Source organism: Paenirhizobium naphthalenivorans, assembly GCF_007992095.1.
Taxonomy (GTDB): domain Bacteria; phylum Pseudomonadota; class Alphaproteobacteria; order Rhizobiales; family Rhizobiaceae; genus Allorhizobium; species Allorhizobium naphthalenivorans.
The window spans coordinates 45252-66847 of the sequence record NZ_BJZP01000002.1 but is presented as its reverse complement, the minus strand read 5'-3'; the positions used below and the strand labels follow the sequence as shown (position 1 = coordinate 66847).

At 60.7% G+C, this 21596-nt stretch carries 18 protein-coding genes; 12 read left to right on the top strand and 6 right to left on the bottom strand.

Translation table 11 applies throughout. From position 1 onward, the window contains the following. Positions 1–176 precede the first annotated feature (176 nt). Entirely contained in the window at positions 177–1664 is a 1488-nt protein-coding gene (locus RNA01_RS02200) for a pyruvate kinase (protein WP_147178325.1), read from the top strand. Between the two features lie 256 nt (positions 1665–1920). After that, on the top strand, positions 1921–2796 hold the full coding sequence (locus RNA01_RS02195; protein ID WP_170253332.1) for a YiiX/YebB-like N1pC/P60 family cysteine hydrolase: 876 nt from the start codon (positions 1921–1923) through the stop codon (positions 2794–2796). Positions 2797–2898: 102 nt separating this feature from the next. On the opposite strand, the gene RNA01_RS24310 is transcribed toward RNA01_RS02195, so the two are convergent. Beyond that, positions 2899–3210: a BA14K family protein gene (locus RNA01_RS24310; protein WP_210245724.1), complete on the bottom strand. Its 312-nt coding sequence runs from the start codon at positions 3208–3210 to the stop codon at positions 2899–2901. A 266-nt stretch (positions 3211–3476) separates the two neighbouring features. Further along, positions 3477–6989, bottom strand: coding sequence for a hybrid sensor histidine kinase/response regulator (locus RNA01_RS02185; RefSeq protein WP_147178322.1), 3513 nt, complete (start codon positions 6987–6989; stop codon positions 3477–3479). Between the two features lie 217 nt (positions 6990–7206). Between RNA01_RS02185 and mscL the strand changes: the two genes are divergently transcribed. The 8 genes from mscL to RNA01_RS02145 all read left to right on the top strand — a co-directional run bounded on the left by mscL (position 7207) and on the right by RNA01_RS02145 (position 15376). Then, positions 7207–7632, top strand: coding sequence for a large conductance mechanosensitive channel protein MscL (gene mscL / locus RNA01_RS02180; RefSeq protein ID WP_147178321.1), 426 nt, complete (start codon positions 7207–7209; stop codon positions 7630–7632). Between the two features lie 156 nt (positions 7633–7788). Then, the gene (locus RNA01_RS02175) at positions 7789–8958 is read left to right on the top strand and encodes a pyridoxal phosphate-dependent aminotransferase (RefSeq protein ID WP_147178320.1); all 1170 of its coding nucleotides are present in this window, start codon (positions 7789–7791) and stop codon (positions 8956–8958) included. Positions 8959–9145: 187 nt separating this feature from the next. Next, a complete protein-coding gene (galE, locus tag RNA01_RS02170; protein ID WP_147178319.1) occupies positions 9146–10165 on the top strand; it encodes a UDP-glucose 4-epimerase GalE in 1020 nt (339 codons plus the stop codon). Positions 10166–10328: 163 nt separating this feature from the next. Continuing rightward, positions 10329–11099: a glucose-1-phosphate cytidylyltransferase gene (rfbF, locus tag RNA01_RS02165; RefSeq protein WP_147178318.1), complete on the top strand. Its 771-nt coding sequence runs from the start codon at positions 10329–10331 to the stop codon at positions 11097–11099. Positions 11100–11102: 3 nt separating this feature from the next. Then, complete coding sequence (rfbG, locus tag RNA01_RS02160; protein WP_147178317.1) at positions 11103–12179, top strand: CDP-glucose 4,6-dehydratase; 1077 nt, start codon at positions 11103–11105, stop codon at positions 12177–12179. After that, the gene (locus tag RNA01_RS02155) at positions 12176–12739 is read left to right on the top strand and encodes a dTDP-4-dehydrorhamnose 3,5-epimerase family protein (protein WP_147178316.1); all 564 of its coding nucleotides are present in this window, start codon (positions 12176–12178) and stop codon (positions 12737–12739) included. Before rfbG ends, RNA01_RS02155 begins: the two co-directional genes overlap by 4 nt. Then, on the top strand, positions 12736–13965 hold the full coding sequence (locus RNA01_RS02150; RefSeq protein ID WP_147178315.1) for a class I SAM-dependent methyltransferase: 1230 nt from the start codon (positions 12736–12738) through the stop codon (positions 13963–13965). Before RNA01_RS02155 ends, RNA01_RS02150 begins: the two co-directional genes overlap by 4 nt. 145 nt (positions 13966–14110) lie before the next feature. Then, positions 14111–15376: a glycosyltransferase family 2 protein gene (locus RNA01_RS02145; protein WP_147178314.1), complete on the top strand. Its 1266-nt coding sequence runs from the start codon at positions 14111–14113 to the stop codon at positions 15374–15376. A gap of 76 nt (positions 15377–15452) precedes the next feature. Here the strand turns inward: RNA01_RS02145 and RNA01_RS02140 are convergent, their stop codons facing one another. After that, positions 15453–16265, bottom strand: a complete 813-nt coding sequence (locus RNA01_RS02140) for a cephalosporin hydroxylase family protein (RefSeq protein WP_147178313.1) — start codon at positions 16263–16265, stop codon at positions 15453–15455. Between the two features lie 231 nt (positions 16266–16496). Here RNA01_RS02140 and RNA01_RS02135 point away from each other — a divergent pair, with 231 nt between their 5' ends. Further along, complete coding sequence (locus RNA01_RS02135) at positions 16497–17651, top strand: class I SAM-dependent methyltransferase (protein ID WP_147178312.1); 1155 nt, start codon at positions 16497–16499, stop codon at positions 17649–17651. A 57-nt stretch (positions 17652–17708) separates the two neighbouring features. Beyond that, a complete protein-coding gene (locus RNA01_RS02130) occupies positions 17709–18584 on the top strand; it encodes an NAD-dependent epimerase/dehydratase family protein (RefSeq protein ID WP_147178311.1) in 876 nt (291 codons plus the stop codon). 57 nt (positions 18585–18641) lie between these two features. Here the strand turns inward: RNA01_RS02130 and RNA01_RS02125 are convergent, their stop codons facing one another. The 3 genes from RNA01_RS02125 to RNA01_RS02115 all read right to left on the bottom strand — a co-directional run bounded on the left by RNA01_RS02125 (position 18642) and on the right by RNA01_RS02115 (position 21347). After that, the gene (locus tag RNA01_RS02125; RefSeq protein WP_147178310.1) at positions 18642–19775 is read right to left on the bottom strand and encodes a glycosyltransferase family protein; all 1134 of its coding nucleotides are present in this window, start codon (positions 19773–19775) and stop codon (positions 18642–18644) included. Positions 19776–19945: 170 nt separating this feature from the next. Beyond that, positions 19946–20284 (bottom strand): protein tyrosine phosphatase family protein, encoded by a 339-nt coding sequence (locus tag RNA01_RS02120; protein WP_147178309.1) that lies wholly within the window; start codon positions 20282–20284, stop codon positions 19946–19948. 148 nt (positions 20285–20432) lie between these two features. Next, complete coding sequence (locus tag RNA01_RS02115; protein ID WP_147178308.1) at positions 20433–21347, bottom strand: DUF6030 family protein; 915 nt, start codon at positions 21345–21347, stop codon at positions 20433–20435. Positions 21348–21596 lie beyond the last annotated feature (249 nt).

Sequence of the window (21596 nt, the reverse complement as noted above, 5' to 3'; positions counted from 1 at the left end):
TGCCCGTAGAAGAAAGTACTCTTTCGCGGCTGGTCGACCTGTGCGAGTTTCGTCACATATCGGTCAAGTGCAGCGGTTAGAAAGGAAGACGGGCTCGCTCCGAAACTCCCATACCGACCGTGCGCACAGGGTGCCGGTCCCGTGGCAGGATAAGCCCGGGGCAGGAGATGTCGCGCATGAACATTCAGGAATTCCGTCATGAGGAACAGCAAGCCTCCGCTTTGCTCGATGACGTGCTGGCGCTTCGCGCTGCGGTCATTGAGGCTGCAGTGCCGTTGATCGCCAGCTTTGCCGGCGGCGGAGAGCCTGTCGACCCGGCGGTTGTCAACCTGGCCCACTATCTGTGTCTGCGCCATCATGACCTCCGCCCGCTCCAGCGGCGGCTGATGTCCCTCGGTCTGTCGTCGCTCGGACGCCTCGAAAGTCGGGTTTTGCCTACGTTGGACGCAGTGATCGGGGCGCTGGCGGCCCTCGCAGGCCGCAAAAGCCCGGTCGCCATGCCGTCGGAGGCGGAATTTTTCCGCGGCGAAGCCCGCCTTGATGAAGCGTCAGCGTCCCTGTTCGGTAAACCGCCAGCCCATCGGCGTACGCGGATCATGGTCACACTGCCAAGCGAGGCGGCGGAGAGCCCCGACTTCATTCTTGATCTTGCCCGTCGTGGCATGGATGTAGCACGCATCAATTGCGCCCATGATGGACCTGATGCCTGGCGCGCCATGGCTGGCTTCGCCCGCGCGGCCGCTGTCGAGACCGGTCGCGACATCACTGTGCTGATGGACATCGCCGGACCGAAGATCCGTACGACTGCCGTGGTCCTACCCGACAAGAAGGCCCGTCTCCAGGCGGGCGACCGGATCCGCCTTGTTGCATCGGGCGTACCGAGAACCTGTGCGGAGGTGCTCTATTCGGCGGGCGTGTCGCTGCCAGAGATGGTGACGCGCCTCTCGGTTGGCGATCGCGTGCGTTATGACGATGGCAAGCTGGAGGCGGTTGTGGAAAGCCTCGGGGACGGTGAGGCAGTGGTGCGGGTCGAACGGACAAAGGCGCGCGGCTCGAAGCTGAAGCCGGAGAAGGGCATCAATCTGCCGGACACCGCGCTTGGTCTGTCACCGCTCACTGCCAAGGACGAGTCTGATCTCGTCACCGTGATCGAGTGCGCGGACATGATCGGCTATTCCTTCGTTAGCCGCCCCGAAGACATCGATCTGCTCGACGCCATGCTGGCGCGTCACGGCATGGCCGACCGCACGCTTGGCGTGATCGCCAAAATAGAGCAACCAGAAGCGGTGCGGAACCTGCCGGCCCTGATCGCCCGGGCACGCCGACGCGGCCCCTTTGGTGTGATGATCGCGCGCGGCGACCTAGCCGCCGAGATAGGCTTCGAGCGGCTGGCGGAAATGCAGGAGGAGATCCTGTGGATCAGCGAGGCTGCGTCGGTGCCGGTGGTCTGGGCGACGCAGGTGCTGGAGGATCTGGTGCGCGAGGGTATTCCGACCCGCGGAGAAATGACCGATGCGGCCATGGCCGCTCGGGCAGAGTGCGTCATGCTGAACAAGGGGCCGGCGGTCGGTCAGGCCGTCGAACTGTTGGACCGCCTGCTCGCCCGCATGGACGAGCACATGCTCAAGAAGACCCCGACGCTGAGAGCTCTGAAGTCTTGGTGACGCTGCGGCGAGCACGGCGGATGTCAGGGCACCTGTCCAGCTGTATCACGGATTGATTTGCCTTCCGTCTCCGTTTAGTTATTTGCATAAATCGGAATAAAAGCTGCCGGCGCGGGATCGGGGTTCGCGCAGGGGGTAGGACAGGCTCGGCTTCTGCATGTTCATGAACTTACCGCGCCGCGTTTCAAGCGTGCCGCTTGCCAAGAGTCTGTCGGCTGTATCTCGACCGGCGTCGCAGTGTCTTTGGGCCACGCGCGTGGCCGTTCTCGCGCTTGTGCTGCTGGCATCGGCCTGCACGACGGTCACGAAGCCGCAGCCGGACGCTTCACGGCCCGGCAGCGTCGCGCTTAGCGATTGCTGCCGGCAGCCGGAACGCTATCCGAAAGGCCTCGTCGCCTTGGCCGAACCGTTCGCGCCGACGATCGGCAAGTTGATCGCGGCGGTGGTTTGGCGCAAGGGCTTTCTGCTGCGCCATGAACCGGCCCTCAACGCCATCCTGGCCGAACTTCAGCCGCTCGACGTCATTGCAGTGAACAACAAGGGGCGGCTATCGGGGCATGCGATTCCGGGCCATTTTGGCCATGTGGCCATCTATGTCGGAAATGAGCGCCAATTGCGCCGTGCGGGCGTCTGGGATGCGTCGGCCATCCGCAAGTACCATGAGGCGATCCGCAGCGGCGCCCTGTTCATCGAGGCGGACAACAAGGGTGTGCATCTGTCGACGGCTCCGCTCGCGCTGAATGCCGATGCCATCGTCCAGTTGCGGCCGACCGGCTTGAGCGCCGCGCGCCGTCGCCAGGCCCTGGGAGAGTTCTACAAGCGCGTCGGCATGCCGTTCGACTACTATTTCGATCTCGACACGCCGGCCTGCACTTTCTGCACCGAGCTGGTCAACATGGTCTTGCCGGAAATGCGCTTGCCGCCGCGTCGAGTCTATGGCCGGCGCCTCATCCTTCCCGACGAGGTCGTCGCCGCGACCATTCGGGGTAGAACCGCCTTTGCTTTCCAGCGTTATGTGAAGGCCGATCGGAATGGCTGGGAGATTCTGGGCCGAGACGCGGCCGTCCGAGACCTCGCCACCGCCTGGCCGCGCATGGACCGCCCCCCGCAGCTAACGGCCCTGAGCCGCTGATAAACCGCTGCCGTCTTGCCAAGTGGCAAAGATCTGAACCCCACCGGTCGCCGCCTTCAGGAAAGCGGCGACCTTCAAGCACTCAACGTCCCGGCACTTGCCTCAGCGATATGGGCTACGGCACCGGTGGTAGCGGCCGTCAAAGCCGAGATAGGTGTTAGTGCGTGGGTTGTAGGACCGATAGCGGTTCATGCACCAGCGCACATGAGCCGACGTCGTACCCCACACGGGCGGCGGTGGCGGGCGCCCCCAGACCGGCGGCGGTGGCGCCGGTCGCCAAACTGGTGGCGGTGGCGGAGGAGGCCTCCAACCTGGCGGTGGCGGTGGTGGCGGAGGTCTCCAGCCTTGAGGCGGTGGAGGTGGCGGCCACTGGGCCAGCAGCACCTCGCCGTCGCTGATGGCAGGCGAAGGCATAAATGCGCCGGTCGATTCGATTTGATTTGCAATGCGATCAGGGATCGGTGCGACAGCTGGGGTTGCCGAGGCCGGATTAATTGCACTCAGGCAGGCCAGTCCGAACATGACCATTCGCCAAGTCTTGCTATGCATCACATAGTCCTCCTCACGAGAACAGGCTAGTGCCGGTTACGGATCACGTCAGGCATTACGCCTAACATTATAAAGTATCGATCAATTACGATGCGGTCACATTGATGCAAGTCAATTCCGTGCGCACTTGCCTATTCGGCAGCGGTTTGCTTGACTGCCGAGACCTGGGTGATGAAAGCGCGGAGTGCCGCGGGCCGTACAGGTTTGTGCTGAAAGGCGATGTTCTGCCGCTCGGCTTCCGCCCGGACTTCCGCAGTCCGGTCGGCGGTAATGAGCAGGGCGGGAATGGAATCGCTCTTGTAAAGCGCCCGCAGGCGCAGAATCGCACCTATGCCGCTGCCGTCGCCGAGATGGTAGTCGGCAATGATGACATCCGGCGGACTCTTGTCCGTCGCAATGATCGCGTCGAGCGCCTCGACCGATCCGGCAGAGGTAACGGTGCAGCCCCAGCCGGAAAGCAGAAGCTCCATACCCTCGATGATCTTTGGTTCGTTGTCGATGCAGAGAACCCTCAACCCCTTGAGAGGTATGGCGGCCTTGGTGCCTGTCGGCATGTCCGACACCGTTGCCGCAACAGGTGCGGATTTGTCGAGCGGCATAACGACGCGAAAAGTCGTCCCCTTTCCCTGCTTGGAGGAAAGCTGCACCGGATGATTGAGGACGCGAGCGATGCGGTCGACGATCGACAACCCGAGGCCAAGACCGGAGGCCGTTCGAATCCCCTCTTCCAGTCGGGCGAATTCCTTGAAGACGGTGCGGAACTTCGACGGGGGGATGCCGATGCCGGAATCCATCACCTGGATGACGACTTCCTCGCCGTGCCGTCGCGCGCCGACCAACACGCGCCCGGACGGTGTATACTTGATCGCGTTGGAAACGAGGTTCTGCACTAGGCGACGCAAGAGGTTCGGGTCGGAGCGCACCGTCAGCGAGGTTGGCATGACGACCAGCTTGAGGTCTTTCTCACGTGCGATCGGCGCGAAGTCCGTTTCTATGCGTTGAAGCAATCCCTGAAGCGGCACCTGGGCCAGCCGTGGCTTCATTGCTCCGGTGTCCAGGCGGGAAATATCGAGCACGGCGCCGAGGATGATCTCGACTGATTCCAGCGCGGAGTCGATGTTGCGCACCAGCGAACTGTCGGATGAATCGCCAAGCCTTTCGACCAGCGAAGACGAATAGAGTCGGGCGGCATTGAGTGGCTGGAGGATGTCGTGGCCCGCCGCGGCAAAAAATCGGGTTTTTCCGATGTTTGCTTCGTCCGCCGCGGCGCGCGCCTCCGCGAGCGCATGGTTGACCCGCGTCAGTTCCACAGTGCGCTCGCTAACGCGCTGCTCCAGTGTTTCGTTCGCCTGCTTCAGCGCCTTGTCGGCGGCGACCTGGCTGGTGATGTCGGTGAAGGTCGCGACAAAGCCCTTGTCGGGCATCGGATTGCAGCGCGCCTCGATGATGCGTTCGCCCGCAGCCGTCACGAGGCGGAATGGTTTGTCGAATTGATGGAAGCGCTTCACCCAATGGGCTTGCTCTGCGGCAGGAACGTCGCCGCGCTGCGCGAGCAGCGCGATCATCTCGGCGAGCGGAAAACCCACCTGTCCGACATGCTCCGGCAGGTCCAGCAGACTGCGGAACCTGCGGTTCCAGATTGTCAGGCGGTTGCTTGCATCGAACACGGCGATGCCTTGGTCCATCTGCGACAGCGCCGTCTGCAGCATGTCCTGATTATATTGCAGCGCCTCACTCGCCTGGTCGAGCAGCCAGGCTGTATCGGCGGATGTGTCCTCCGCCTTCTGCAGGATCAGGGAAAGCACCAGACGGGCCGAGGATGAGCCAATGGCGCTGCCGAGCAATTGCTCGGAGAAATGAATGAAGGCCATGTCGGCGGGGCTGTCGTCGTCCAGCCGACGGCCGGCGGCCTGTTCGTAGGAGCGGAAGGAACGCATCATCCGTTCGTCGCCAAGATAGCGGGCGATCGCGGTTTTCAGGTCACCGACGCTGACGCGGGTCTTCCAGCCGCGGGTGGCGAACTGGGAGCGGGGATGGCGTTTGACGAAAATGCCTGATTGGATCCGCTCGACGGGGCGCGGATTGCGGCTGAGCGAACCGATGATGAATGCGGCGGTATTGATCAGCAAGCTCAGCAACGTGGCGTTGACCAAGGGATCGGCCTGCGCCGGACTGAATATGCCGATGCCGGGAAAGAGGAAGCCGAGAATGGACGAGGCGATTTGCGAGTTGTCCTCAGCGCCGAGGCTCGGCAGGAACAATAGATAGGCCCAGACGAAGACGCCTGTGCTCAGGCCCGCAATCGCGCCTCGGGCATTGGCGCGGCGCCACAACAGGCCGCCAAACAGCGACGGAGCGATCTGGGCGATCGCGGCAAAGGCGAGCAGCCCGATCGAGGCCAGCCCGGTCGTGTTGTCGGCCGAGCGGTAGTAGACATAGCCGAGGAGCATGACGGCGAAGATTGCCGAGCGGCGTATATGCAGCAGGGTTTTGGCGAAGTCGTCTCGATGGCTCGCCCGGGTAAGCAGGTTCTGCCGCAGGAAGATCGGCAGGATCATGTCATTCGACACCATGATCGCCAATGCGACCGAGGCGACGATGACCATGGCGGTCGCCGCGGAAAAGCCACCGAGAAAGGTGATGAGCGAGACGAATTTCATCTCGTTATGCAGCGGCAGGGACAGGACGTAGAGGTCGGCATCGCCACCGCCGTTGAAGGCCATGATGCCGCCCATCGCCGCCGGCAGAACGAAGATATTGATCGCCACGAGATAGAGCGGCATCAGGATGCCGGCGAGCTTCAGCTCACGGCTGGTCCGGTTTTCCACCACGGTGACGTGGAACTGGCGGGGAAGCATGATGATGGCAAAGGCAGACAGTGCGATCAGCAGGACCCATCGGCTGATCGGAGTCTGGTGCGACAGTGCCGTCATGACAGCCTGGTTCTCGCTCGCCTTCTGCCAAAGGTCGACCGGTCCGTTGAACAGAAAGAACACGACGTAGATGCCGAGTGTCCAGAATGCCACGAGCTTGACCACCGACTCCATCGCAATGGCGAGGATCAGGCCATCCTGATGTTCGGTGGCATCGGTGTGGCGAGTGCCGAAGACGACGGCAAAACAGGCGAGGAGAAAGGCCACGACCAGCGGCAGATCGATGAAATAGAGATTGCCCGTGCCGATACCATATGCGGTCGGGTCGACCATGGCGGAGACTGAACTGGAGACCGCCTTCAATTGCAGGGCGATGTAGGGAATCGTGCCGATCAGACAGATGATCGTCACCAGCATGCCGACGATCGGGTTCTTGCCATAGCGGGCGGCGATGAAGTCGGCTCCCGAGGTGAGTTTTTCTGCCTTGGCGAGGTCGATGATCCGTCGGACGATCGGCATACCGATCGTGAACATCAGGATCGGACCGATATAGATGGCTGTGAATTCGAGCCCGTGTTCGGCTGCCAACCCGACGCCGCCGAAATACGTCCACGAGGTGCAATAGACCGCAAGGCTCAGGGCATAGACGATCGGCCGGCCGTTCGTGGGTACGCCATGCGTACGGCTCTTGCGGTCGCCGTAACTCGCCACCGCAAACAGCAGCAGCAGATAGGCGAATGCCGAGGCGAAAATGACCCATCCTGGAAGCACGCTTCCTCCCTGTCGACGGCGTTCCATTGAAAGGCGAACCTTATGGGAAGTCGCCGCCTTTTGAAATCGTCTCGATCTCGACCTTAAGTCGAACGAGGTCCCGATTGCGATATGATTTCAGCGTTTCCGAATGATTGAACTTTCGTTAATCATGGTCTAGGCGATAGGCTGTGGAAAAGGCGAGCGTCGCTCGTCCGATGATCGAGGGAGACCGGAAGTGCTGAACGAGTTTAAGACCTTCATTGCGCGCGGAAATGTGATGGATCTGGCCGTCGGAGTGATCATCGGCGGGGCGTTCGGCCTGATCGTCAATTCGCTTGTCGAGGATATTGTTATGCCGTTGGTCGGCGTGGTCTTCGGTGGCTTTGACTTTTCCAATTATTTCTTGCCGCTCAGCTCCAACGTGACCGCGACATCGCTCGCCGCCGCCCGTGAGCAAGGCGCCGTTTTCGCCTATGGCAACTTCATTACAGTCATCATCAACTTTATGATCCTGGCCTGGATCATCTTTCTCATGGTCAAGGGTGTGAACACCCTGCGCGCCTCGCTGGAGAAGGACGAAAAGGCGGCGGCAAAGGCTGCTCCGCCGCCGGCCGATATCCAGTTGCTGACCGAGATCCGCGATTTGCTCAAATCGCGCTGACGGTTTCCTGCAGCGATCGCCAGCGGATCCGGGCGAAGTTGATCGTCATTCATCATCGAAATCGATTCCATCCTCACGGATTGTCATGGGATTTTCACGGCGCAATCGGCTAGATCTCGTCGTCATGAACAATCGTTGAATTGAAGAGGCTTGCCCATGTCGCTTGTGAAGGATCTCAGCCCACGCGCACTCGCGGCCCCGGAAAGCGGGATCGTCGAGATCATCAACTACGCGCGTGGACGGGATGATCTATTGCCGCTTTGGGCGGGGGAGGGCGATCTGCCGAGCCCAGACTTCATCAATCGCGCCGCAAGTGATGCTCTGCTCGGCGGAGAAACCTTTTACACCTGGCAGCGTGGCATTCCGGAATTGCGGCAGGCTCTGTCGCGCTACTATGCCCGCCATTTCGGACTGGAGCTTTCGCCAGAGCATTTCTATGTCACTGGTTCGGGCATGCAGTCTATTGCGCTCAGTGTTCAGGCGATCACTGAGCCGGGCGATGAGATGATCTATCTGTCGCCGGCATGGCCGAACATCGTTTCGGCGATCGACCTTGCCGGCGGTCGCTCGGTTGGCGTTCCGCTCACCTTCGCCAACGGTCGCTGGTCGCTCGATATGGAACGGCTGGAAAAGGCGATTACGCCGAAAACGCGCGGCCTGTTCATCAATACGCCCTCCAACCCGACCGGCTGGACGGCCACCCATGAGGACCTCAAGGCGATTCTCGAGCTGGCGCGCCGCCATGGTCTATGGATCCTCGCCGACGAGATCTACGCGCTTTACTATTACGGCGGCGGACATCGGGCGCCGTCCTTCCTCGATGTCATGGTCGAAGGCGACCGAGTGATCTTCGCCAACTCCTTCTCCAAGAACTGGTCGATGACCGGCTGGCGCGTCGGCTGGATCGTCGCGCCACCTGAGACGGGACAGATCTTCGAGAACCTGATCCAGTATTCCACCTCGGGCGTTGCACAGTTCATGCAACGTGGCGCCGTGGCCGCGCTCGACCAGGGCGACGGTTTCGTGCGCGAGAATTTCGAGCGTGCGGTAAAATCGCGTGACCTGCTGTGCGACGCCCTGATCGCCACCAATCGGGTTGAAACGCTGAAGCCGGAAGGTGCGCTTTATGCCTTCCTGAAGATTGACGGGATCATCGACAGCCGCCAGGCGGCGCTCGACATCGTCGACCGCACCGGCGTGGCGCTGGCGCCGGGGTCGGCCTTTGGTAAGGGCGGCGAGAGCTTCCTACGCGCCTGCTTCCTGCGCGATCCAAAGCAGATTGAGGAAGCGGCAGATCGCCTGTGTCGTTACATTCTGGCGCTCTGAACGGTTTTCATATGCTCAGCTGGAAGGCACGCGCAATCGATAGAATTTGAGCGGATTTCGGAAAACTGTATTTTTTATACTATGAGTTAAAATGCGGCTCATTCTAAGAATGAGGGGCGTTTTCAGGAAAAGTTAGAATCTGAATTGCTTGTGTTTACCCGGTCAATGAATTGCGGAAAGTGCGAGCATGGCGATCTTGGTAACGGGTGGTGCCGGGTACATCGGAAGCCATATGGTCTGGGCTTTGCTGGATGCAGGTCAGGACGTGGTGGTGGTCGATCGGCTGTCGACAGGGTTCCGCTGGGCTGTTGCGCCTGAGGCGCGGTTCTATCTGGGCGACATCGGCAATGCGGACCTGCTCGGGCAGATTTTCGCGGAGAATGAGATCGAGGCGATCATCCATCTCGCCGCGTCCGTCGTCGTTCCGGAGTCTGTGTCCAATCCGCTCAGCTATTACGAGAATAACACCGGGAATACCCGTATACTGCTGTCCGCCGCGATCAAGGCTGGCATCGGCAAGTTGATCTTTTCGTCGACGGCAGCCGTCTACGGCACGCCCGCGGTGGCCGAACCGGTCAAGGAAACCGCACCGCTACTGCCGGAAAATCCTTACGGCCAATCCAAGGTGATGAGCGAACTCATGTTGCGCGATACTGCGCATGCCCATGATTTCCGTTACGTCGCGCTGCGTTATTTCAACGTTGCGGGTGCCGACCTCAAGGGACGGACTGGTCAATCGACCGACCGGGCGACCCATCTGATCAAGGTGGCTTGCGAGGCGGCGCTGGGAAAGCGCCCTTCGGTTACGGTCTATGGCACAGACTACCCGACACCGGACGGCACCGGCGTGCGCGACTATATCCACGTGGCGGATCTGGTCGAGGCGCATATGTGCGCGCTTGAGCACCTCCGGCGCGGCGGTGCATCGCTGGTTGCCAACTGTGGTTATGGTCAGGGCTATTCCGTGCTTGAGGTGCTGGATTCGGTTGCCAAGGTCTCGGGGCGGCCGCTTTCGGTTGACTACGCGTCACGCCGCGCGGGCGATGCCGCCTTCGTTGTCGCCGACGCCACGCTGGCGCGTGAACTGCTCGGCTGGGAACCGCGCCACGCCGACCTCGACGCGATCGTCGAAACGGCGTTTGCCTGGGAGGCCCGTCTCAAGCAGGACGCTGCCCACCACATAGCAGTACGTGCCGGCGGGCTTTGATCGGCAGACGGCCGGCCGTCAAGTTTGACGACAGTTTCGTCCGCTAGCCTAGGCTCACGATGAAATATTCGTGGGGTGTGGGACGAATCATGGCTTTTGCAGCGGGATATGAGGAGTGGGGCATCATGTTGCCGCGCTCCGGCTTGATTGGCGGACTCTTGCGATGAAGGCTGTCATTCTCGCAGGCGGTCTTGGTTCGCGTATCGCCGAGGAAACCCACCTGAAGCCCAAACCGATGATCGAGATCGGCGGCCGGCCGATCCTCTGGCACATCATGAAGCTCTATCATGGGCATGGCATTCGAGACTTCATCGTCTGCTGCGGCTTCCGTGGTTATGTGATCAAAGAGTACTTCGCCAATTACGGCCTGCACATGTCGGACATGTCGTTCGATTTGGCTGAAAATCGTCTTCAATTCCACCGCAAGAGCGCCGAGGACTGGCGCGTGACACTCGTCGATACCGGCGAAAATTCGATGACCGGAGGACGACTGCGCCGGGTCGCAGATTATCTCAAGAACGAGGAAGCTTTCTGCTTTACCTATGGTGACGGACTGTGCGACGTCAACATCGGAGCGACCATCCGCTTCCACAAGAGCCATGGCCGACTGGCGACCGTGACTGCGGTGCGCCCACCTGCTCGCTTCGGAGCGCTGAAACTCGATGGCGACACGGTCGAAGGCTTCGTCGAAAAACCGGAGGGCGAGGGCGGTTTTATCAACGGCGGCTTTTTCGTTCTTGACCCGAAGTGCATCGACCGGATCGCCGACGATTCCGTCAGTTGGGAAGCCGAGCCACTGTCGGGTCTCGCCCAAGACGGCGAGTTGAAGGCCTTCTTTCATACGGGCTTTTGGCAACCGATGGACACCTTGCGGGACAAGACACATCTCGAAACCCTCTGGGAAAGCGGCAATCCGCCGTGGAAGACGTGGTAAACCATGGCTAATCCCGCTTTCTGGAAGGGCAAACGCGTATTGCTGACCGGCCACACCGGCTTCAAAGGAAGCTGGCTCGGCCTCTGGCTCGCCGAGATGGGCGCCAAGGTCACGGGTCTCTCCCTTCCGCCCGAGACCGAGCCCTCTCTGTTCAACCTGCTCAACGGCAGGCCGGCCGCCTCCGACATTTGCGACCTTCGCGATCGTCATGCGGTGGCGGCGCGCGTCATGCTCGCCAAGCCCGAGATCGTTCTTCATCTCGGCGCGCAAGCGCTGGTTCGGGCCGGCTACCGCGATCCGATCGGCACTTTTGAAACCAACGTACAGGGCACAGCGAACCTGCTTGATGCGCTGCGCATCGCTCCCGACCTGCGCGCCGTCGTGGTCGTCACCACCGACAAGGTCTATGAAAATTCTGAAACCGCGCGTCCCTTCGTCGAGAGCGACCCGCTCGGCGGACATGACCCCTATAGCGCCAGCAAGGCGGCGGCCGAGATCGTCACCGCCAGTTACCGGTCGTCCTTCTTTGTCGCCCGCGGCATCGGCCTTGCTACTGCGCGGGCCGGCAACGTGATCGGCGGCGGCGACTGGGCCGAGGATCGCCTGATCCCCGACGCGGTCAAGGCCTGGGGCGGCGGCGGCTCGTTGATGGTTCGGCGTCCGGAGGCGGTCCGGCCTTGGCAGCATGTGCTGGAGCCACTCAACGGCTATCTGATGATGGCCGAACGGCTATGGGGTCAACCTACGTTTGCCCACAGTCTTAATTTCGGACCCGATCATCGGGCCGCGGCGACCGTGGCGACCGTGCTCGGCAAGGCAGCTTCGGCCTTTGGCGGCGGCGAGGTCGTGCTGGGCGATGGTTCGGAAGGACCGCACGAGGCCAGCTATCTCATGCTCGATTCGTCGCACGCCCAGCAGTCGCTTGGGTATCGGCCGGCGTGGGACCTCGACGAGACCGTTACGCGGACCATGGCCTGGTATCACGCGCTCGCAGCGGGCGCATCTGCGATGGACCTTTGCATTGGCGACATCAGGGCCTTTGAGGAAACCCATGGTCGGCCCTTGAGTGAGGCCGTATGACGGTGCGCTTCGAGATTGAGACGACACCGATCGAGGGACTGCTCGTTCTGAAGCGGCGGCGTATTACCGACGAACGCGGGCATATTTCCCGTCTGTTTTGTTCCGATGAACTGGCCGAGATCGGTTGGCGCGGTCCGGTAGCCCAGGTCAACGAGAGCGCCAGTCGTTTTGCCGGAACTGTCCGCGGCATGCATTTCCAGAGCCCGCCGTTCAGCGAGATCAAACTCGTGACCTGTGTCGCCGGGTGCATTCTTGATGTCGCCATCGACCTGCGGCGGAACTCACCGACGTTTTTGAACCATGTCGCAGTGGAGCTTTCGGCGGACAACGCCTGCTCATTCCTCATTCCCGAGGGTTTTGCCCATGGTTTCCAGGCGCTCACGGATGACGTGCGAATGATCTATGCCCATTCCGCTCCCTATCACGCCGAGGCGGAGGGGGGCCTCAGTCCGACCGATCCCCGACTCGGCGTTGCTTGGCCTTTGCCGGTCCGGCACTTGTCGCCGCGCGATGCGGGCCATCCTCTGCTCGATGCCGACTATCAAGGACTAGCCGCATGAAGTGTCGTCACTGCCAGTCTGAGAACATGGGTCCATTTCTCGACCTTGGGACGGCGCCGCCGTCAAATTCCTACGTTCGGCAGGCTGATCTCGGAAAGCCGGAACTCTGGTATCCGTTGGTCATCCGGGTCTGTAACGAGTGTCTTCTGGTGCAGACCGAGGATTTTGCGTCACGCGAGACGTTCTTCTCCGAGAGTTACGCCTATTTCAGTTCGTTCTCGACCTCCTGGCTCGGGCATGCCGAGGCCTATGTAGCCGCCATGGCGGAGCGCTTCGGCCTGAACGCGGCTTCACGCGTCGTCGAGATCGCCGCCAATGATGGTTACCTGCTGCAATACGTGAAGGAGCGTGGCATCGCTTGCCTCGGCGTCGAGCCGACGACCAGCACGGCGACTGCGGCGCGGGCCAAGGGGATCGAGATTGTAGAGGATTTCTTCGGCGTCGAACTGGCTGGTCGCCTTGCCGAAAACGGCTGGTCGGCGGACCTGATGGCTGCCAACAACGTGCTCGCCCATGTGCCGGACATCAACGATTTCGTTTCCGGTTTCGCCCGGCTTCTGAAACCGACGGGCATCGCGACCTTCGAATTTCCCCATCTCCTCAATATGGTGGAGCAAGCGCAGTTCGACACAGCCTACCACGAGCACTATTCCTACCTGTCGCTGATCGCCGTCGAACGGATCTTCTCCGCCAACGGCCTGCGCGTCTTCGATGTAGAGACCACGCCATGGCATGGCGGAAGTCTGAGGGTCTTTGCCGATCGCGCTGACACGGCGAGCCATGCGGTTAGCGCCAACGTTGCGGCCATGCTGGCACAAGAAACGGTGGCAGGAATGCGCGAGCAGGCCTTCTATGCCGGATTTCAGGCGACTGCGCAGCGGGTGCGCAATGATTTTCTTAGCTTCCTGATCGATTGTCAGCGGCAAGGCCTGAAGGTCGCCGCCTATGGTGCTGCCGCCAAAGGCAATACGCTGTTGAACTTCGCCGGCGTGAAGCCGGATCTTCTCTCCTTCGTTGTCGATAAGAACCCTGCCAAGCAGGGCACCTTTCTGCCCGGCAGTCGGGTGCCGATCGTCTCGGAGGATGTCCTGAAATCGGAAAAGCCTGAAAGGGTGGTGATCCTGCCATGGAATCTTCAGACAGAAATCAAACAGCAGTTTTCGTCTATCAGCGACTGGGGTGGGAAGTTTGTGACGGCGGTGCCGAGGCTAGTGGTTCATCCGTGATCGAGGCGTCGAATAAGGACGAGGCTCCGGATGCCGGGGTGGCAGTCCGGCCTGTTCGTGCGCCGCTCCGTCCGGAGTAAGTGGTTGGGCGGCTAAGCATCGATCGACACAGGGAACTGGCAAGGAATGTGAAGCGGAGAATAGCATGACTCACAAGATGCGTCTTTCAATCTGCGTCCCGTCCCGCAATCGCCAATATTATTTCCAGAAGACTATCGAGAGTCTGACGGACACACTTCGCGATGACGTCGAATTCGTCTTCGTCGACAATTCCGACGATCCGTCAGTCATGAACGAATATATGCGGGCCTACAAAGACGATCCGCGTGTGACCTATGTGCCGTCGGCCGATCGCACGCTGTCGATGAAGGACAACTGGGAGCGCGCACTTGAGGCCGCAACCGGTGACTGGGTGACGTTCATCGGGGACGATGACTATGTCGAGCCCGAAGTCATGACGGTCATCAAGGAGATCGTGAAGATCCATCCCGAGATGGATGCCGTTTCCTGGGGTGTTCTGGGCTACAATTGGCCGACAAAGGATACAAAGCCCCATAGTATCATGATCCCCTTCAACGCTTTCATCGTGAAGCTGCCCCGGGATCTGTTGGTGAAAAAGATGTTCGGATGGCACGAGCCGGGCGTCGTGCCCACGTCAGGCTTCTCGATCTACCACAGCGCCATTTCCCGGACCCTGCTGGAGAAAATCAAAAAGATCGGCGGGGGAAAGTACTTCGAACACCCGGTGATCGACTACGATATGGGTATGAAGGTGATCGTCTATGGGCGGACGTTCAGCTTCTGCCAAAGGCCCTTCTCTGTTACGGGGAGTTGCCCACAGAGCAACTCCTACTCGATCGGTAAGCTCGAGGACACGAAGAGAAAGATGGATGCCTTCATGGAGGAGTTGGGTCACAACTTCGAGGATGATCCACTGCTGCGGGACTTTCCCTTCCATTCCTATCTTGGCGTCACGGCGACCGTTGCGACGACGCAACTCTGGTTCAAGAAGAAGTACAAGTTGCGCCACGATGGTTGGGAGAGGAACTTTGCCGTCGCCTGCGCGAAAAATGTCGAAAAGCACATTGATAGGGAGGCATTCGATGCCGTCAGGGATGCCTACGCGGCGGCCTTCCGTAAGTGGGAGAACGGCAAGTTTCTGGGAAGTTTCGCCCCCGTGTTCAAGGCCGACAGGTTCGGGACGTGTGTTACCGGATCGAGTGAGGCCGGCACTTATATACGGTCGGACATCGGTGGAGCCACTACGCCGCGGCAAATGTTCGATGCCGTGAACGCGATGACGAAGCCGGTGGATCAGATTGCCGTACCGCCGGAAGGACTGCGCTTCCCTTGGGAAGAGGAGTGCGTCGGTCTCGACGGCAAGGCGCGCATCATTCGAAGCCGAAGCTAGATCACTTTCCTGCTCGCTCTACCGCCCCGCGCATTTGCGCGTGGGGCGTTAATTCGTGAGGCCTGACCCAGGTTGCTCAGACCCGCTTCAAGAAGCCGTCGCGAGACACGGTGATCGCGATCTTGTTCTCGATCGTCTTGTCGTATGCGAAGTGAAGCGGTTTGCCGTCGGCGCCCTTGCGACCGTCGCCTTCCAGGCGTCTCATATACTCCCACACAGCCGTCTTGGGATTGTCGCCGCGGCTCCACGGGCGGTCCGGATACATGTCATCCGGCATATCCTCGATCAGCGTGTCCCAGACAACGCAGTAACAATCCTTCGAAACAAGCGGCGCATAGAGTTCCAGTTCGTCCAGAACGTGCTGGTGGGTGTGATTGGAGTCCAAGAATACCATAACGCGCTGGTGCCCTTCCGCGAGGGCCTTGACCTGGGCGATGACCTGTTTGTCAACGGATGAGCCCTGGATCATGGTGATCTTGTGGCTCATCGGATGCGCTTCGATCGCGGCGCGATTATGGGCCCGGATGTCGATATCAACGCCCACGACCTTGCGTTCGCTGGCTTTCGGGTCCAGCACCGTCCCGGCTTCCACTGCGTCGCAATAGTCGAGAAGCGCCAGAATCGAGGCGCTCATGATAAGCGACCCGCCGTGTGCGATGCCGGTCTCGATGATGAGATCAGGGCGGCATTTCCAGATCAGTTCCTGAATGGCGTAGCTGTCTTGCGGGATCTGGACGATCGGTCGACCAAGCCAGCTGAAATTCAGCATGTAGCCCAGCGGTATGCACTTCTCGATCCAGAGCGAAGAGAGATTCAGAAAATCCGTGTTCGCTCCGATTGATTGGACGCTGTCCGACACACGTTCCTGAAATTCCTCGATAGGGTTCATTTTTTGATCCTGAACTGGTTGCGCGGGTTCTGTCGTTCTTCGGCCATAGCGAAATAGACCTGCGCGAGACTGACCATCGCGGGCCATCTGCCGGGGACGAAGCGAGAGGAAGGCGGGAAGATCAGGCTCTTTGACATGTAAGCTCTGCGCAACACTCGTGACCTATAGGGATAACAGATTTGGGAAACTGGGGTCACGGGAATCACCGTCCCCGATGTGTGGAGATGTAGCGTGCGCAAATGCCCCCTTTGCCTTTCGGCGAATAACGTGGCCATCGTCGAGCGCGCGCGCGTTCCCGTGCTTCAGAATGTCATCGTCCGGACGCGGGCGGAAGCTCTGGAATTTCCTACGGGCCGACTGTCGATATGCGGCTGCCAGCGTTGTGGTTTTGTCTGGAATGACGACTTTGACCCTGCGGCCATCGATTATGGAGCGACCTACAATAATTCCGTACAGGCGTCCGGCGTCTATCTTGCCCACCAGGCGGCGATGGTCGACCGCGTCCTCAAGGAGAAGGGCGATCTTCATTATCTCGAGATTGGCTGCGGCGAAGGCGAATTCATCGATGCGCTGGAAAAGACCGGGCGCCTGAAAACTGCGATCGGTTTCGATCCTGCCTTTCACGGCAATTACGCCTTCGGACCCCACATCACCATCTTTCGCGAATATTTCGACGCTGATAGCGCCGTCAAAGTGCCGGACACGATCAATACCGTCTGCAGCCGTCACACCATTGAGCATGTGCCAGATCCTCGCGCCTTCGTGGCGGAGATCGCGAAATTCGTCAAAGAGCGCAAAGTCCGACTGCTGATGGAGACGCCCGATGTCACCTGGATTTTGCGAAGAGCCGCATTCGAGGACTTCTTTTACGAGCATTGCTCGCTCTATTCGCCGCGCTCCATCCAGTATCTGCTGGCGGAATTCGGACTGAAATGCACCGTGGATCTCGTCTACGATGGCCAGTACATGTGGATAGAGGCGTCGCCTGCCGATAATCCGCCACTGCCCGTGGCCGTGACGGATTTCGCCGATGGGGTTGCTGCCGGACTGGCGCAGGCGCTGGAGAATTGGCGCGCCGAAATCGACCGCCTGAGAGAGCGGGGACCGCTTGCCATCTGGGGCGCCGCTTCCAAGGGCGTGACATTCGCCCTGCTCCTCGAGGGTATCGACTATGCCATCGATCTCAATGTGCAGAAGCAGGGCGGCTTTCTGCCCGTGAGCGCCGTTCCCGTCGTGGGGCCGGAGGCGGCCCGGCACGCTGGTGTGTCGACGATCGTCGTCATGAACCCAATCTATGAGACGGAGATCCGGAGCAAGGTCGAGGAGATGGGCTGGAATGCGCTCGTTATCAGCCTGCGGGCAGAAGCACCGGGAACCTCGTTCTAGTCGCAAAACCTCTCGGGGCCGGTCCGGGGCCATGTCGCAAGCATCGGGGAGTAACCCATGAAGAAGATCCTTCTCACCGGCGCCACGGGATTTGTCGGGCGGCAGATCCACCGGGCCCTCACGCAGGCGGGGCACACCGTCGTTCCAGTGATCCGTCCTGGCACACAAGCGCGGCTCATCGAAGACCGAGGCGATGCGGCGCCAATTGTATCAGTCGATCTTTTCGCCGAGGATGCGTCATGGTGGTCGGGAACCTGCGGCGACATTGACGCTGTGGTCCATTCGGCCTGGTTTGTCGAGCCGGGCAAATATCTCGACTCGCCCTTGAACCTTGCCTGCGTCGCGGGCACGCTGGCCCTCGCACAGGGGGCTGCGGCGGCTGGGGTCGGTCATTTTGTCGGGATCGGCACCTGCATGGAATACAGACTCCCATCGGACCATTTGACGGTGGATGCACCGCTCGAGCCGAAGACGCTCTATGCGGCTTCCAAGCTCTCCGTTTATCAAATGCTCCAGCGTTATTTCGCTGACATGGCCACCGCATTCTCATGGTGCCGCTTGTTTTACCTCTACGGAGAAGGCGAATATCCAAACAGACTGGTGCCTTACGTTCGTGGGCAGCTGGAACAAGGACAGGTCGCCAAGCTCTCCAGCGGAACGCAGTTGCGCGATTTTCTCGATGTGCGAGAGGCGGGGGCATCTGTCGCGCAAGTCGTCGAAACGGGGCAGGAGGGCGCGATCAATATTTGCTCCGGCAGACCGACCACCATTCGCGAACTGGTCGAGGCGGTGGCTGATGAGTATGGTCGACGGGATCTTCTCGAATTTGGAACGGCGGCGATTCATTCCGCGGACCCGGCCGCGGTGGTCGGAGTCTGCAATCTGGTCCGTGGCACTTCGGTCGGCGAAACAGGGTCTGGTAAAACCGCATGAAGATGCAAGGGTGAGCACCTGAACGCAGTGACGAAGTCGGAAACGGCAAAGACACCTCTACTTGAATTGGTCCTCCAGCGCGATCAGATCCGTGATGACGAAGATGGGCGCGAGCATCGCGTCCACGACCTCGTAGAATTGCTGTGCTGTCGCGGCGTTGCCGATAAATCGATCGACCAGCAGCATCTGTCCATGGAGACCGCGCCGCGTATCCGCCGGCGGCTGTGGGAAATATTGCGGGCGAAACTGCTCGGAGAGCGCGACGCCGCCAGGCATGCGGCGGATCGCCTCAAAATAGGCCTGTCCCTTGCGCTCAAAAGCTGGCTCGTCATGTTCGCGCATGCAGTCGATCATGCACGCTTTGACGAAGTCCGGGTTGAATCCCGCCCAGTGGGCGCCGAGTTCGTGCAGCACGCGCGCCTGGATCTCGGCGATTGTCGCAGTGAGGCCGATGCGTGCATCGAAGGGAAAGCCTTCAAGTGCCGAGGGCATCGGCACTGGCTGGAACGGTGTCGCGTTGACGGCCGACAGCGGGCGGTTGGAGAGCAATAGCCCTTGCGAGAAGATCAGAACGCGGGCCGCCCATTCCCAGCGAGGCAGGGGAGTGAGCCAACTGAGCTGGCCGGTTGAGGACAGGATGGTGTCCAGCAGGGAGCGCCGTACCGCTCCATGGTAGAGACCGAAAGGCATGCGCGGCACATTCTGACTGCCGCTCCACTGAAAGAAGGCGTCCAGCATCCGGGGCTTCTCAATCTCGGTGACACTATGGGCGACCGGCACGGCCACCGCCATGCTGGTGGAGCGCGATGCATCGCGGGCGATGACGAAAGCATTCCAGCCGAGCGTGTCGGCTTCCGGATATTTCCCCTCAAGATAGCCGAGCAGCTTCGGCAATTCCGGCTGGATCATGTCCTCGGGCTCGATAAGGGAAATCCAGTCTCCTGTCGCGGCGCGGAGTGTGCCGATCCAGAGGTTGGCTGCGGAGAGACCGGCGGGCGCCGGTGGCAGCAGCCGCAGACGGGGATCGCTCAAGGCGCGGGCCTCGAGATAACGCCAGGCCGCTTCTGGTTCGCCGCCGGTCGCGACGACCACTTCAATGCTGGCTTCCTGCGCTTCTAGGAGGCGGTTGACCAGATACGTTGGCGCTGGCTGGCCGGGTTCGACAGGAATGCAGACGGACAGTTTAGGCATGGTGGCCTCGCAGGAATGTCCCTGCCGCGGGATCGTGCGCGGAAGGGGCTGAACAGGCGCTTCGGTTCGACCCTTCGACGAGCGAATTGCCGATAACCTGGCCGTCTCTTTCCTCTACCCCTCCGAACTGGCGCGAAGCTTGGCAGCCGCGGGAGCGGGCTGGACTCGTCTCAACCGCCGATCTGCTCGGCCATCTGATAAAGGCCGGCGCAACGGGCGCCCGAGGCGCAGAAAGCGAGGACCGGCCCTTCGGTTTCCTTCAGCAGCGCGCGCAGTTTGCGCGCCTGTTCCATCGGAACGGCAGAGCCGCCGACGGGCAGATAGTAGACTTTGAGGTTGGCGGCTTTGGCAGCTTCCTCGATGACCGAGAACTTCGGCTGCCCCCAGCCCTCGCCGTCCGGCCGCATGCAGATAACTGCGGTATAGCCGGCTTCGGCGACCTTGCTGAGATCTGTGGGCTTAAGCTGGCCGGTGACGTGATAATTGTGGGTGATGGGGCGGATATGCATCGAACTGGATTCCTTCCTGGAGCCGTCATCAAGCAGATGTTCGTCACCGGCTTCGGGCGCTCGCCCCCACCTGTCGATGATCGCATCATCGCTTTTGCGAGTGATACATAATGAAACGACTATGTTTATTCAAGCGCTTCTGTCGGCCTCACAGGGCAGAAGGCGGCACGGACAGCGCCGGCTTGGTTCCGACGACATGGGGCAGCAGATAGTCCGGCACACGGGCGATGACAGCGGGGAGGGGTAGCCAATCCTGGGTGGCGAAATAGGCGCGGCTGCGGTTGACGGACGCATCGTTTGACGTCGGCATCACAATAAGATTGTAGCTGTGCGGCGCGGTGAATTCATGGGTGAAGCGCAGGGAAATACCAAAACGAACAGCCGTGAAATCAGCAAGCGCTTTGGCGCTTTCGATCGCGGGCGCGAGATCCAGCCATCGCGCTTGTTCGATCAGTTGTTCCAGCGCCTTGACGAGCATGCGATGCACAACCGCGCCGTCAGCCGTCTCCGGCGCGACGAGCTTCATGCGGATCGATCCGACCTCGCCATCTGCCGTCCCCTTGACGATGAAAAAGAAGGACGCGTCCTGCGCTCCTTCCTGCGCCGCCGGCAGAAGGGTTTCGGACAGGCATTCATAAGTCTTGCCGCCCGCCTGGCTCGACTGCCAACCCTGGTTGTCGATGCCCGCGGCCTTGAAGGCGGCGCAGAGTTCCTCCCCCTTTGCCCGCACCTCTCGCACAAGAGATCCCAGTGACTCGGCCTCGGGCGTGGCAAAGAAACGGGCCGGGATCGCCACCTGAACAGGCGTCAGTCGACGCCCTTTCAGGGCGTGTGTCCCCGCCGGTTGCCGAGGGCTGTCGTCGATCAGCCGCTCGGGGACGTAGCGGTCGAGCAGGGCGCGCAGGTTACGCCTGTCGTTGGCGAGCAGCAACGTCGCAGCGATGGCGCAGACAAAGGCCACGAGCAGGAGTACGAAGAGAAGCATGGCGCTTTTCTTCGGCGGGACGGGCTTGGCGGTGGCTCTGCGGCGCGCGCTCGTATCCTTGTCGTCGTCCTTCGGCATGAGGACCTTTTTGCAGTGCGGTTGTGTTGTGCTTATGCCACGAAATCGTGTGGGACACGTATACTTATCCAGCGACTTCCTCGTTGGGCGCGAAGGGATGCGCTGGCGATATGCATCGGCGAGACGTGGCGGCGTGCTGCTCTAAGCGTCCATTTTTGGGCGCGACGCGGCGCTTGGTCCGCTGACGATTGACGATCCGGCTGGTGATTCCTTAGCTGCTGGCACATTTGGCTAGACCGGAGGATGCCC